Below are 12947 nucleotides of genomic sequence, written 5' to 3' on the forward strand. Positions count from 1 at the left end.
ATGAATAGATCCTCCGCGTTGCTCCTTGCTCTCGTCCTCCTGAGTGGCTGCCAAGCCTTGGCTCCCACGTCCCCGGATGATTCATCTGTGGCCGAAGACACGGCCTCAGTCCCGCAAAAGCCCACGGTCTATAGCTCGTTCAGCGAAGAAACGCTGTTCAGCTTGCTGAGCGCAGAGTTGGCCGGCCAGCGCAATCGCCTGGATATCGCGCTCGATAACTACGTGACTCAGGCCATCAATACACAAGATCCGGGTGTTGCCGAGCGCGCTTTTCGTATTGCCGAGTACCTGGGCGCCGATCAGGCAGCCCTTGATACGTCGCTGATCTGGGCACGAAACGCACCTGATGACCTTGAGGCGCAGCGCGCTGCGGCCATTCAGTTGGCACGCAATGGCCGCTATGACGATTCCATGGTCTACATGGAAAAAGTCCTGCAAGCCAAGGGCGATACGCACTTCGACTTTTTAGCCTTGTCGGCCCTCGAAACCGATGCTGACACGCGTGCAGGCCTGCAAAACAGTTTTGATCGCTTGCTGGTCAAGCACCCGGACAATGACCAACTGATCTTCGGCAAAGCCTTGCTGATGCAACAGGACGGTGACGCTGCCGGGGCCTTGAAGCTGCTGGAAAAAAATCCACCGCACGACGGTGAATTAGCCCCGATTCTGCTGCGCGCCCGTTTGCTGCAAAGCCTCAATCGCGGTGACGAGGCGCTGCCGCTGCTGCAAAAAACCATTCGCCAATACCCAGACGACAAGCGACTGGGGCTCACCTACGCCCGTACGCTGGTCGAGCAAAACCGCATACCCGAAGCCAAAATCCAGTTCGCCAGCCTGGTTCAGCAATACCCGGAAGACGATGAACTGCGTTTCTCCTTGGCGCTGGTGTGCCTTGAAGGCAAACAGTGGGACGAGGCAGAAGGCTATCTGCAAGAGCTGATCGACCGGGACAGCCACGTCGACTCGGCGCATGTGAACTTGGGCCGCATCGCTGAAGAACGCAATGACCCTCAGGGCGCGCTTATCGAATACGCCTTGGTAGGTCCCGGCAACGACTACCTGCCCGCGCAATTGCGCCAGGCCGACATCTTGATCAGCCATGGCCGTGGCGCAGAAGCGTCGCAAAAACTGGCGGCGGCCCGCGATGCCCAACCGGACTATGCGATTCAGCTGTATCTGATTGAAGCCGAAACCCTGTCTGCGAATAATCAGACAGATCGCGCCTGGAACGTCCTGCAACAAGCCGTCAAGCAATACCCCGACGACCTGAACCTGCTGTACTCACGCGCCATGCTGGCCGAAAAGCGAAACGACCTGCAACAGATGGAGCGCGATTTACGCACCATCATCCAGCGCGAACCTGACAATGCCATGGCCTTGAATGCGCTGGGCTATACGCTATCGGATCGCACCACCCGCTACGCCGAAGCCAAAGCGTTGATCCAGCAAGCCTACGACTTGAACCCGGATGATCCGGCCGTGCTCGACAGCCTGGGCTGGGTGAATTTCCGCCTTGGCAATCTGGATGAAGCCGAACGCTTGCTGCGCCAGGCGCTGGAGCGCTTCCCCGACCAGGAAGTGGCGGCGCATTTGGGTGAAGTGTTGTGGGCCAATGGCAAACAGCGTGAAGCCAAACAAATTTGGGCAACGTTTCTGAAAGACAATCCTGACAGCCCTATTCTGCGCAAAACAGTCCTGCGCCTGACCGGATCCGAGACTCTTTAAATTATGCTTCTTCGTCATTTACGCCACCTGATCGCCTTTAGCCTGATCGCCTTGCTCGCCGGTTGCGCGGGCTTCGGCGCTCGCGAATCGGTTGAAGGCCACGGCAGCCCTGCCTTGTGGTCGCAACACAAACAGCAATTGAGCCAACTCGACGGCTGGCAAATCAACGGCAAGGTTGGCATTCGCGCCCCTAAAGATTCCGGCAGCGCGACGCTGTTCTGGCTACAGCGCCAGGACTATTACGACATTCGCCTTTCCGGGCCGCTGGGTCGAGGCGCCGCCCGCCTGACCGGCCGCCCGGGAAATGTCAGCCTGGAAGTGGCCAGCCAAGGTCGCTACGAAGCCGCAACCCCGGAAGAACTGCTGGGCGAGCAATTAGGCTGGAGTTTGCCGGTGTCGCATTTGGTCTGGTGGGTGCGCGGTCTGCCCGCACCTGACAGCAAAAGCCGTGTGACCTTGAACGCCGATAGCCGCCTGGCGAGCCTGGAACAAGATGGCTGGCAAATCGAATATTTGAGCTACGTTGAACAAAACGGCTTCTGGCTGCCTGAGCGGGTCAAACTGCATGGCACAGATCTGGACGTCACGCTGGTCGTGAAGGATTGGCAGCCACGTCAGTTGGGACAATAAAGATGCAAAAAGAGGCACTGGTTTTGCCCTCTCCGGCAAAACTGAATTTGATGCTGCACATTCTGGGTCGTCGCGAAGACGGCTATCACGAACTGCAAACCCTGTTTCAATTTCTCGATTACGGCGATGAAATGCGCTTCGCCGTGCGTGATGACGGGGTTATTTGTCTGCACACCGAGTTCCCCGGCGTGGCGCATGACGACAACCTGATCGTGAAAGCCGCGAAAAAATTGCAACAGCAATCCCGTTGCCGGCTTGGCATCGACATCTGGATCAATAAGATATTGCCCATGGGCGGCGGCATCGGCGGCGGCAGTTCAAATGCGGCCACCACCTTGCTGGGGCTCAACCACCTTTGGCAGCTGAACTGGAATGAAGACCAACTGGCCGCACTGGGCCTGAGCCTCGGCGCTGACGTTCCGGTTTTCGTTCGTGGACACGCCGCTTTCGCTGAAGGTATTGGCGAGATTCTTACCCCCGTTGACCCGGAAGAACCCTGGTACGTGGTACTTGTGCCGCAAGTCTCTGTAAGCACAGCAGAAATTTTTTCACATCCTTTGTTGACACGTGACTCTTTGCCCATTAAAGTGCGCCCCGTTCCCAAGGGAAACAGCCGAAACGACTGCGAAGCAGTGGTAACGGAGCTTTACCCAGATGTACGTAAAGCTTTGAATTTGCTAGGTAAATATACCGAAGCAAAATTAACTGGAACTGGAAGTTGTATATTTGGGGCCTTCCCAAACGAAGCAAGTGCTGATAAAGTGCTGCACCTTCTGACAGACACCCTTACAGGGTTTGTAGCCAAAGGAAGCAATGTTTCGATATTGCATCGCACGCTACAGAATCTGTCACAGGAAACGGGTACACGGTACTCGTAGCAACAGATACAGGGGCGTCGCCAAGCGGTAAGGCAGCAGGTTTTGATCCTGCCATGCGTTGGTTCGAATCCAGCCGCCCCTGCCATTTCTTATACTCATCCAGGTTACCCTCAGCCTTCAGGTACTGCGCGTGTCCAAGATGATGGTCTTTACGGGGAACGCTAACCCCGATCTGGCTCGGCGTGTCGTACGTCAGCTGCATATCCCACTCGGTGACATTTCTGTCGGTAAGTTTTCCGACGGCGAGATTACCGCTGAGATTAATGAAAATGTCCGCGGTAAAGACGTTTTCATCATTCAGCCGACTTGTGCTCCGACCAACGATAACCTGATGGAACTCGTCGTGATGGCTGATGCCTTCCGCCGCTCCTCAGCGACTCGTATTACTGCTGTTATTCCTTACTTTGGTTATGCCCGTCAGGATCGCCGTCCGCGTTCCGCACGTGTGGCTATCAGCGCAAAAGTTGTTGCTGACATGCTTACCGTAGTCGGCATCGATCGTGTTCTCACGGTTGATTTGCATGCTGACCAGATTCAGGGCTTCTTCGATATTCCTGTAGATAACATCTATGGCTCCCCAGTTTTGGTGGATGACATCGAAGATCAGCGCTTTGAGAACCTTATGATTGTGTCCCCGGATATCGGCGGCGTCGTGCGTGCACGTGCTGTTGCCAAATCCTTGGGCGTGGATCTGGGGATCATCGACAAACGCCGTGAGAAAGCCAATCACTCGGAAGTGATGCATATCATTGGTGATGTCGAAGGGCGTACCTGTATTTTGGTTGATGACATGGTCGATACCGCCGGCACTCTGTGCCACGCGGCTAAAGCCTTGAAAGAGCATGGTGCTGCCAAAGTGTTCGCCTACTGCACACACCCTGTGCTGTCGGGTCGGGCAATCGAGAATATCGAAAATTCCATGCTGGACGAGCTGGTGGTGACTAACACCATTCCGCTGTCCGCAGCCGCACAAGCCTGTTCGCGTATCCGTCAACTGGATATCGCACCGGTTGTGGCTGAAGCGGTTCGCCGCATCAGCAACGAAGAATCGATCAGCGCGATGTTCCGTTAAGGGCCCTGCCCTTCTCAGACATCTGCTGACGAAAAGCGCCTCGCCCCAGCATTCTGTTGGGGCGGGGCTTTTTTGCCCATACCGTCCATAGCGCTGGTCGCAAACGCTAGGGCGGATGTGGATATTTTGGAGATACAACATGAACGATTTTACTCTGAATGCTGAAGTGCGTTCCGACCTGGGGAAAGGTGCGAGCCGCCGCCTGCGTCGTCTCGCAAGCCTGGTTCCAGCTGTAGTTTACGGTGGCGACAAAGCCCCTGAATCCATCAGCATGCTGGCTAAAGAAGTTGCCAAACTGCTCGAAAACGAAGCTGCTTACAGCCACGTTATCGAACTGACCGTTGGCGGCGTTAAGCAAAACGTAATCATCAAAGCTCTGCAGCGTCACCCGGCTAAAGGCCACGTGATGCACGCTGACTTCGTGCGCGTTGTTGCTGGTCAAAAGCTGACTGCAATCGTTCCAGTTCACTTTGTTGGTGAAGCTGCTCCGATCAAGAAAGGCGGCGAGATCTCGCACGTTATCGCGGAAATCGAAGTTTCCTGCCTGCCAAAAGACCTGCCTGAATTCATCGAAGTTGACCTGGCTAACGCTGAAGTCGGCGCGATCATTCACCTGTCGGACATCACCGCTCCTAAAGGCGTTGAGTTCGTAGCTCTGGCACACGGTAACGACTTGGCAGTAGCCAACGTTCACGCTCCGCGTGTAGCACCAGAAGCCGAGTAATTCATTACTCTGCTTTCGGAGTTCTGAGAAACATCGCGAGCTAACACGCAGCGAGTAAAGCGGACAAGATCGCGAAGTTTACTCACGTAAACCCGCTTTTTTGTTCGTTTTCGCCGCTACTGTCAGCGGCGATGTTATCCACAACTCCACAGAAGGGCCCTTGTCGTGACCGCCATAAAACTGATCGTTGGCCTGGGAAATCCAGGCACCGAATACGAACAGACCCGGCATAACGCAGGGGCCCTTTTTGTTGAGCGTCTCGCATCGGCAAACGGCGTCAATCTCGTTGCTGATCGCAAATATTTTGGCCTGACCGGGCGTTTCAGCCATCAAGGTCAGGATGTTCGTCTGTTGATTCCCACCACCTATATGAACCGAAGCGGCCAGGCCGTTGCGGCGCTTGCCGGTTTCTACCGCATTGCGCCGGAATCCATATTGGTGGCCCACGACGAACTCGATCTCCCACCGGGTGTTGCCAAGCTCAAGCTGGGCGGCGGCCATGGGGGTCATAACGGCTTGCGTGACATCATTGCGCAACTGGGAAACAACAATAATTTCTACCGTCTGCGGCTCGGCATTGGCCACCCAGGCGTCGCGAGCATGGTGTCCAACTTTGTCCTGGGTCGTGCGCCACGCGCCGAGCAGGAAAAACTGGACGCCAGCATCGATTTTGCCCTCGGCGTGCTGCCGGATATCCTCGCCGGGGAATGGAACCGTGCGATGAAAAACCTGCACAGCCAGAAGGCCTGACTCTACTCCTCGGGGAAAACACCATGGGATTTAACTGCGGCATCGTCGGCCTGCCTAACGTCGGCAAGTCCACCCTGTTCAACGCCCTGACCAAATCCGGTATTGCGGCTGAGAACTTCCCCTTCTGCACGATCGAGCCGAACACCGGTATCGTGCCGATGCCGGATCCGCGTCTGGCAGCACTGGCGGCCATCGTTAACCCTCAGCGCATCCTGCCAACCACGATGGAATTCGTTGACATCGCGGGCCTGGTAGCTGGCGCGTCGAAAGGTGAAGGCCTGGGCAACAAGTTCCTGGCCAACATCCGCGAGACCGATGCCATCGCTCACGTGGTCCGCTGCTTTGAAGACGAAAACGTGATTCACGTTTCCAACAGCGTTGACCCTAAGCGCGACATCGAAATCATCGACCTTGAGCTGATCTTTGCCGACCTCGACAGCTGCGAAAAGCAACTGCAGAAAGTCGCGCGCAACGCCAAAGGCGGTGACAAAGAAGCCGTCGCTCAGAAAGCCCTGCTGGAGCAACTGATTGCTCACTTCACCTTGGGCAAGCCAGCACGCAGTCTGATCAAGAACATGGACGCCGATGAGAAACAAATCATCAAGGGCTTCCACCTTCTGACCACCAAGCCGGTGATGTACATCGCCAACGTGGCTGAAGACGGTTTTGAGAACAACCCGTTGCTCGACGTGGTGCTGGCCATTGCCGAAGAAGAAGGCGCCATCGTGGTTCCGGTCTGCAACAAGATCGAAGCCGAGATTGCCGAACTCGACGACGGCGAAGAAAAGGACATGTTCCTTGAAGCCCTGGGCCTTGAAGAGCCTGGCCTGAACCGTGTGATCCGTGCCGGTTACGAAATGCTCAACCTGCAAACCTACTTCACCGCCGGCGTTCAAGAAGTACGCGCCTGGACCGTAAAAGTAGGCGCGACCGCCCCGCAAGCAGCTGGCGTGATCCACACCGACTTCGAAAAAGGCTTTATCCGTGCCGAAGTTATCGCCTACGACGACTTCATCCAGTACAAGGGTGAAGCTGGCGCGAAAGAAGCCGGAAAATGGCGTCTGGAAGGCAAGGACTACATCGTTAAAGACGGCGACGTCCTGCACTTCCGCTTCAACGTGTAAAACACCACACGTACAGAAAACCGCGCTCAGGCGCGGTTTTTTTTGGTCTAAGTTTTATAAAGCCAATTCAGGTGCGACTAGAGAGGCGCACCCGTTGAATACGAACACTCTGTCGAGCAAACGGTCTATGGTTAGTCGCATAACTTCAGACTGAATGACGGGAGTCTCAATGCTCGCCAAGGTGTTCTTCAATCGCTTTACCGCCCCATTGATCGAACGCATAACCTTTCGCTGGTCGTCGGCCTGGCGCGACGCCCTGGCCTCAGCCATCGCCGCCGCCCTGGCGTGGATTCTGGCCAAGCATTTCTTTGGTCACGTGCACCCGGTATTTGCCGCCATCAGTGCCGTCGTCTGCCTTGCGCCCGGCCTGCCCAGTCATGGCAAGCAAGCGGTAGGGTTGATGGTCGGTGTCGCCACCGGGATCATCATCGGTGAAGCGGCGCTCTGGCTGCCCGACGGCTACCCGTTGCTGCGCATCAGTTTTGCCACGTTCTCAGCCATTGCAATTGCTGCCCTGTATGGCCTGGGCCCGGTAGTACCGATTCAGGCAGGCGTATCGGCCATCTTGATGTTGGCGGTCGGCCCCGAGAACGCAGGCGTGGTGCGCATGCTGGATGTGGTGATGGGCGCCGGGGTCGGCTTGATGTTCAGTCAGATTCTGCTGACCCCAAACCCGGTCGGCATCATTGATGACTCCGCCAAGGATTTGCTGGAGAAGCTCGCCAAAGGATTCGGTAAAAGCCTCAAGGCGCTCGAAGAGAACAACTCAAAAGACGCGCAAAATGCCGTGCTGATTTTTTCCCGCGCTCATGACAGCCTTATTACCTTGGAAAACGGTATCAGCAGCGCACGCAATACCGCGCGCTGGACCCTGCGCGGCAGATTTGTGTCTCGGGAGGTCAAAGACATTGCCAGTCGTTACGAACGGCATGCCGTGCGCTTGTACGCCAGCGCCCTGCTCTTCTCTGAGGCCTTTGCGGATGCATTGCGCAAAGAACAGGGGCCTCCGCCCGCCTCGCTGCATGAGCGGCTGGCAAACGTTGCCTCCGGCTGCGCAGCGATTGCCAGCGACGGCGAGAAGCCGGTATTGATCCCCGTTTCCGATAATCAATTGGCCGATGCCGTGTCGGCGCCTTGGCAAATCTGCCTACAGCATTTGAGCACCGTCGAAAGCGCGCTGCAGAGTTTTAGTGCCAGCGCGCAAAGCGATGGGAAATAATGCGCCCGGATTACGACTGCTTCGCAGCCGAACGTAGCCTCGCAAAGCTCGTCAACTGCTACGAGCTTTGCGTACACCGGAGCGATCAGGCCTTTTTAGTTCGCGGCAAAAAGATCGCCAACACGCCAAAAAGCGGCAGATATGAACACAGGGTGTACACGTACTCGATGCCATGGATGTCAGCCAGGTGCCCCAGTAACGCCGCGCCAATGCCGCCAAAACCGAACATCAGGCCAAAGAAGATACCGGCAATCATCCCCACATTGCCCGGCACCAACTCTTGGGCGTACACCACAATCGCCGAGAATGCCGACGCCAGGATGAAACCAATGACTACGCTGAGCACGCTGGTCCAGAACAAGTCGGCATAAGGCAGCAGCAAGGTAAACGGCGCCACCCCCAGAATCGAGAACCAGATCACCGCTTTACGGCCGATGCGGTCGCCAATCGGGCCGCCAAAGAACGTGCCCGCTGCCACCGCGCCCAAAAACAGGAACAAGTACATCTGCGAACTGGCAATCGACACGTCGAACTTTTCAATCAGGAAGAACGTGTAGTAGCTGGTCAGACTGGCCATGTAGAAATACTTGGAAAACACCAGCAAGCCGAGCACCACCAATGCACTGATGACACGCTGCTTGGACAAGCCATGAGTTGCCTTCTGCCCTGCTTTGAGCTTGAACAGGTTCAGGTGGTTGCGATACCAGCGGCTGATGACGTACAGCAGCCCGACCGCAAACAGCGCAAACAAACCGAACCAGGCGACATTGCCCTGACCAAAAGGAATGATGATGGCTGCTGCCAACAAAGGTCCAAACGCCGAACCTGCATTACCGCCCACCTGAAAGGTCGACTGCGCCAAACCATAACGCCCGCCCGACGCCAGCCTCGCCACCCGGGACGCTTCGGGGTGAAAGGTCGACGAGCCGACACCAACCAGCGCGGCCGCCAGCAGGATCAAAGGAAAACTGCCCACCTGGGACAGCATCAAAATCCCGATCAGCGTACACACCATGCCCGCGGGCAATAACAACGGATTGGGGTGACGGTCCGTGTAATAGCCAACCCACGGCTGCAACAGAGAGGCGGTGAGTTGAAACGTGAGGGTGATCAGGCCGATCTGCGTAAAAGTCAGGTCATAGTTGGCCTTGAGCATCGGATAGATCGACGGCAGTACCGCCTGGATCAAATCATTGATCAAATGCGCCAGCGCCACAGCGCCGATAATGCGCATAACGAGTGGGCTAGATTGAGGGAGTTGGGTGTCAGACGTTGTTTTTATTTGAGCGTTGCTAAGAGCCATAAGGGTTTCCGGACAACCGATGAATGCACGTGCAGGTCCGCCAATGTGCCACTTTTTTACAAGTTATTGCCATCCGAAGGCCGAAAAACCTTAAGCGTTTGATAGAACAGAGAAAAGTTTCAGATATTTGCTTGACACATCCCCCATACGAGGGAATAATGCGCGCCATTGGCTACATAGCTCAGTTGGTTAGAGCATAGCATTCATAATGCTGGGGTCCGGGGTTCAAGTCCCTGTGTAGCCACCAAACACCGGTTTCACAACATCGCAAGGTGAAATGAAACCAACGAGAAAGCCCGCCTAGTGCGGGCTTTTTTGTGCCTGATGATTTTCCCCTGCCGCTCCACTTACAGCATCTGCCCACCATTGAGAAACATTAGCCCTCACGTCTAACGCTTCATATTGAGGCAGTGTTGATCTATAGCGGTCACAAAAGGTTTATCCAGTGATGCCCCGGATGAAGCTTCAGCAAATGCTGTCTCAGCCACGCCACTTCCACATCGGGCAGTGTCGGCAAGGTCTTATGAAAGTCTTCTTCATCTTTGGGCCGCACGCGCAGGGATTTGAACAAGAGGATCGCCGCAGGCCTTAAATATGGAATGCCTTCACGGCTCAAACACAACATTTCTGTACGGGGAAAGCGGATAGACACATCCCGTTTGTAAACCCATTCTTCGGGACTTCCAGATTCAATCATCATGTCCACCCGCCAAGCTTGAGCAACTGGATCGAAACACCACACCTGCTGGATGTCCATTCCTGGGACATGACCCGCGGGGAGAAAGGTGAGCACTCCATCCCTCACGGTGTACATGTCGAGATCGCTAAACGCGTGCCGAAATTCCGGGAAATCATCTCGCAACATCGTGAACTCTATATCGTCATGTTCCCTGGTCTTTTCACCGAGCCATAGATCAAGCGCCCAGCCGCCGACAACGCACCATGGAAGCGAGACGGTCTTCAGGCGAGCAGCCAACTCAGCGGGCGTCCATGGACGCCATAGTTCTTGATCCGGCGCGACAGCCCTGTCCGGCATAATCTGATCTCCAGTCGGTCTGAGCATTTCCTGAAACCACTGGCAGTGTGAACTGGAGCAAAAAAGGGGTTTTGCTCCAGGGCTCTTGGCTTGGCGTTATGCCGGGCGCAGAACGCTCAAATCCAGACGGCCGTCTTTAAGCGGTGGGCACCAGTAGTAGCCACCGTTCAACGGGCGACTAAAGCTGTAGAGCGCATCAACGATGCCGTCTTCCATGCCGCTCATGCGACGCAGTTGAACTTCAAATGCACTCAGAGCGCGGCTGAAAGAAACAAACATCAGCCCCGATTTGCCGTTTTCAGTCCAAGGCATAGAGCGACGCACGGTGAAGGCCTCAGGCGAGAAGCTTTCTTGAGCGGTGCGTTTGACGTGGGCCGATTCCGGCGCGTCGTCGAGTTCTTCGTTGTCGCTTTTGCGACGGCCAATCATGTTGTCCTGTTCGGATTGCGGGCGGGCTGCAAAGCCGTTCAGGTCGTGCTGCCACTGCTGCACAGCGACAAACACGCCGCCGTCCAGGCCGGGCCCGGCGCTAGCAACGACTGCGGCGTTGATCGCCGCTTCATCCACCGGGTTTTCAGTGCCGTCTTCATAGCCGGTCAGGTCACGATCGGTGCTGTAGCGAAAGCCTTCGGTGACTTGCAGCAGGTTGAAGGCTGGCGCCAGCGCCACTTCGATGGCCTGGCTGCGGTGCAGCAACTCGCCGCGATCATCACCCAGCAACCACAGCCACAGGGCGTGCTGGGTCGATGGGTTTTCAACCACCGCGTTGAGTGCCGGGAACACGCGCAAGCCCTGCACTTTTGCACCCAAGGCCAGTACCAGCGGTGAACCCAAGCCTGCTACAACGCTTTTGCCGTCTACCCACTGCGACAGCGTGTCGAGTGCAGTCGGCAGTGCCTCTACAGACTTGAGGGCGAAAAACATATAGCGCGCCTGCGGCGGCACGGGTTTGGCGAGGATGCCAGGCTGGTAAAGACTCATAGAAACTCCTTCAGGAAAGCCCAGAGTTTACGCCTCGCCAGCGACTTTTCGGACACCAAAGGTTATTTTTGTTGGTCCATGCCCTACGCAGATCAAGTCTTAGGCTGATAGCTGATTAGCAAATCGCCCTACGACATCTACCACCTTTTTCGCGCCATCCTGAATTTCGACAATCACCGTGCCGGCTTCCGCGGCCAGAGACAGGCCCTCTTCGGCTTGCCGTTTGCCATCGGCAATCAATGCCACGGCATGGCTTGCCATGTCTTGGTTCTTACGCACCACAGAGATGATTTCTTCGGTGGCCTTGCTGGTGCGCGAAGCCAGTTGGCGCACTTCATCGGCCACCACGGCAAAGCCACGCCCTTGCTCACCCGCGCGAGCGGCTTCAATCGCGGCGTTAAGCGCCAGCAAGTTGGTTTGCTCGGCAATCGCGCTGATGGTTTTGACGATGCTGCCAATGACCTGTGACTGATCGTTCAGTGCTTCGATGCCATCGCCCGCTTGCTGCATGTGCTTGGCCAGCTCACGCATCACATCGACCGCTTGTGTCACAACGATAGTCCCGCGTTGAGCGCTGTTGTCGGTGTGCAACGAGGTGCTGTAGGCAATCCCCGCCGCCTCGGACACGGCTTGTTCCTGCTGCACTTGGTCGGTGATGACGGTGGCGAATTTCACCACTTTATAAAGGTTGTCATTGGCGTCGCGCACCGGGTTGTAGGAAGCCTCAAGCCAGACTTCACGCCCCTGGCTGTCAATGCGCTTAAAACGATCGGCGACAAACTCACCCGCGTTCAAGCGCTTCCAGAAGACTTCATATTCAGCGCTGCTCTGCTCTTGCGAGGTACAGAACATACGGTGATGCCGCCCCTGAATCTGCGCCAGCGAGTACCCCATGCCCCGCAGGAAACGGTCGTTGGCCGTGAGCACTTCACCCTTGAGATTGAACTCGATAACGGCGGTTGAACGCATCAGCGCGTCCATCAGGTTTTCGTGGTCACGCGAGGCTTCGATGGTGCGAGTCAGGTCGCTGGAAAAAATCGAGATGCGCAAAATCTGACCGCTGGAGTTGCGCACCGGCTGCATGATTGAGCGCAGCCAGGCTTCCTGCCCATTACCCCGGAGCAAACGCACGGTGCCGCTGTAATGCTCACCACGGTTCATGGCATTTTTAAACCGCAGATGATGCTCGTCATGCTTTAAGTGAGCCGGCACCAACTCATCAATATGCCGCCCCAGGAGCTGGCTGCCCGAGTAGTTCATGTCGTGAGTGAAGTTGCCATTAACCGACTCGCCCCGCCCATCCGGGTCCAGGCTCATGCAGAGCATTTCGCTCTCCAGGCTGTCTTTGATTTGCTGAATTGAGGACAGTTCTTCGCGAAGAGCTGACAGCTCCTGTTTCAAGCGTTTGTTAAACATGGGGGATACCAAGGGATAGGAAGCGCGTGATAGAGGCATCGGCTTTCGCCTGCGTTTCTAAAGGCTTCCTGACGAGCGGTCATGTGCTG

At 56.1% G+C, this 12947-nt stretch carries 12 protein-coding genes, 2 tRNA genes and 1 pseudogene; 10 read left to right on the plus strand and 5 right to left on the minus strand.

Annotation, left to right across the window (positions count from 1 at the left end; genetic code table 11):
* From RHM56_RS18685 to RHM56_RS18725, 9 genes are all read left to right on the plus strand, one after another.
* Complete coding sequence (locus RHM56_RS18685; RefSeq protein ID WP_322234851.1) at positions 1-1725, plus strand: tetratricopeptide repeat protein; 1725 nt, start codon at positions 1-3, stop codon at positions 1723-1725.
* A gap of 3 nt (positions 1726-1728) precedes the next feature.
* On the plus strand, positions 1729-2355 hold the full coding sequence (lolB, locus tag RHM56_RS18690) for a lipoprotein insertase outer membrane protein LolB (RefSeq protein ID WP_322234852.1): 627 nt from the start codon (positions 1729-1731) through the stop codon (positions 2353-2355).
* A gap of 2 nt (positions 2356-2357) precedes the next feature.
* A complete protein-coding gene (ispE, locus tag RHM56_RS18695) occupies positions 2358-3233 on the plus strand; it encodes a 4-(cytidine 5'-diphospho)-2-C-methyl-D-erythritol kinase (RefSeq protein WP_322234855.1) in 876 nt (291 codons plus the stop codon).
* A 10-nt stretch (positions 3234-3243) separates the two neighbouring features.
* Positions 3244-3318: transfer RNA gene (locus tag RHM56_RS18700), tRNA-Gln, on the plus strand.
* Positions 3319-3363: 45 nt separating this feature from the next.
* On the plus strand, positions 3364-4305 hold the full coding sequence (locus RHM56_RS18705) for a ribose-phosphate pyrophosphokinase (protein WP_003208392.1): 942 nt from the start codon (positions 3364-3366) through the stop codon (positions 4303-4305).
* A gap of 139 nt (positions 4306-4444) precedes the next feature.
* Positions 4445-5029: a 50S ribosomal protein L25/general stress protein Ctc gene (locus tag RHM56_RS18710; protein ID WP_322234857.1), complete on the plus strand. Its 585-nt coding sequence runs from the start codon at positions 4445-4447 to the stop codon at positions 5027-5029.
* A 165-nt stretch (positions 5030-5194) separates the two neighbouring features.
* Positions 5195-5779: an aminoacyl-tRNA hydrolase gene (gene pth, locus RHM56_RS18715; RefSeq protein ID WP_003439790.1), complete on the plus strand. Its 585-nt coding sequence runs from the start codon at positions 5195-5197 to the stop codon at positions 5777-5779.
* 23 nt (positions 5780-5802) lie between these two features.
* Positions 5803-6903, plus strand: coding sequence for a redox-regulated ATPase YchF (gene ychF, locus RHM56_RS18720; protein ID WP_322234859.1), 1101 nt, complete (start codon positions 5803-5805; stop codon positions 6901-6903).
* 169 nt (positions 6904-7072) lie between these two features.
* A complete protein-coding gene (locus RHM56_RS18725) occupies positions 7073-8122 on the plus strand; it encodes an FUSC family protein (protein WP_322234861.1) in 1050 nt (349 codons plus the stop codon).
* Positions 8123-8207: 85 nt separating this feature from the next.
* On the opposite strand, the gene RHM56_RS18730 is transcribed toward RHM56_RS18725, so the two are convergent.
* On the minus strand, positions 8208-9425 hold the full coding sequence (locus tag RHM56_RS18730) for an MFS transporter (protein ID WP_322234863.1): 1218 nt from the start codon (positions 9423-9425) through the stop codon (positions 8208-8210).
* 170 nt (positions 9426-9595) lie between these two features.
* Here RHM56_RS18730 and RHM56_RS18735 point away from each other — a divergent pair.
* Positions 9596-9672, plus strand: a tRNA-Met gene (locus RHM56_RS18735).
* A 180-nt stretch (positions 9673-9852) separates the two neighbouring features.
* Here the strand turns inward: RHM56_RS18735 and RHM56_RS18740 are convergent.
* The 4 genes and pseudogenes from RHM56_RS18740 to RHM56_RS25990 all read right to left on the minus strand — a co-directional run.
* Positions 9853-10461, minus strand: a complete 609-nt coding sequence (locus RHM56_RS18740; RefSeq protein WP_322234865.1) for a nucleotidyltransferase domain-containing protein — start codon at positions 10459-10461, stop codon at positions 9853-9855.
* A 96-nt stretch (positions 10462-10557) separates the two neighbouring features.
* Entirely contained in the window at positions 10558-11442 is an 885-nt protein-coding gene (locus RHM56_RS18745) for a Dyp-type peroxidase (protein WP_322234867.1), read from the minus strand.
* A gap of 99 nt (positions 11443-11541) precedes the next feature.
* Positions 11542-11973, minus strand: a complete 432-nt coding sequence (locus RHM56_RS25985; protein ID WP_372242204.1) for a methyl-accepting chemotaxis protein — start codon at positions 11971-11973, stop codon at positions 11542-11544.
* A gap of 108 nt (positions 11974-12081) precedes the next feature.
* Positions 12082-12897 (minus strand): annotated as a pseudogene (locus tag RHM56_RS25990) (PAS domain-containing protein); the annotation flags it as partial.
* Positions 12898-12947 lie beyond the last annotated feature (50 nt).

Source organism: Pseudomonas sp. CCC3.1 (assembly GCF_034347405.1).
In the GTDB taxonomy this organism is placed as follows: Bacteria; Pseudomonadota; Gammaproteobacteria; order Pseudomonadales; family Pseudomonadaceae; genus Aquipseudomonas.

What these genes read in the sequence shown, in the direction of transcription:
- RHM56_RS18685 (WP_322234851.1), top strand. Translation starts at nt 1, where the DNA reads ATGAATAGATCCTCCGCGTTGCTCCTTGCTCTCGTCCTCCTGAGTGGC.
- lolB (WP_322234852.1), top strand. Translation starts at nt 1,729, where the DNA reads ATGCTTCTTCGTCATTTACGCCACCTGATCGCCTTTAGCCTGATCGCC.
- ispE (WP_322234855.1), top strand. Translation starts at nt 2,358, where the DNA reads ATGCAAAAAGAGGCACTGGTTTTGCCCTCTCCGGCAAAACTGAATTTG.
- RHM56_RS18710 (WP_322234857.1), top strand. Translation starts at nt 4,445, where the DNA reads ATGAACGATTTTACTCTGAATGCTGAAGTGCGTTCCGACCTGGGGAAA.
- ychF (WP_322234859.1), top strand. Translation starts at nt 5,803, where the DNA reads ATGGGATTTAACTGCGGCATCGTCGGCCTGCCTAACGTCGGCAAGTCC.
- RHM56_RS18725 (WP_322234861.1), top strand. Translation starts at nt 7,073, where the DNA reads ATGCTCGCCAAGGTGTTCTTCAATCGCTTTACCGCCCCATTGATCGAA.
- RHM56_RS18730 (WP_322234863.1), bottom strand. Translation starts at nt 9,425, where the DNA reads ATGGCTCTTAGCAACGCTCAAATAAAAACAACGTCTGACACCCAACTC.
- RHM56_RS18740 (WP_322234865.1), bottom strand. Translation starts at nt 10,461, where the DNA reads ATGCCGGACAGGGCTGTCGCGCCGGATCAAGAACTATGGCGTCCATGG.
- RHM56_RS18745 (WP_322234867.1), bottom strand. Translation starts at nt 11,442, where the DNA reads ATGAGTCTTTACCAGCCTGGCATCCTCGCCAAACCCGTGCCGCCGCAG.
- RHM56_RS25985 (WP_372242204.1), bottom strand. Translation starts at nt 11,973, where the DNA reads ATGCGTGAGCTGGCCAAGCACATGCAGCAAGCGGGCGATGGCATCGAA.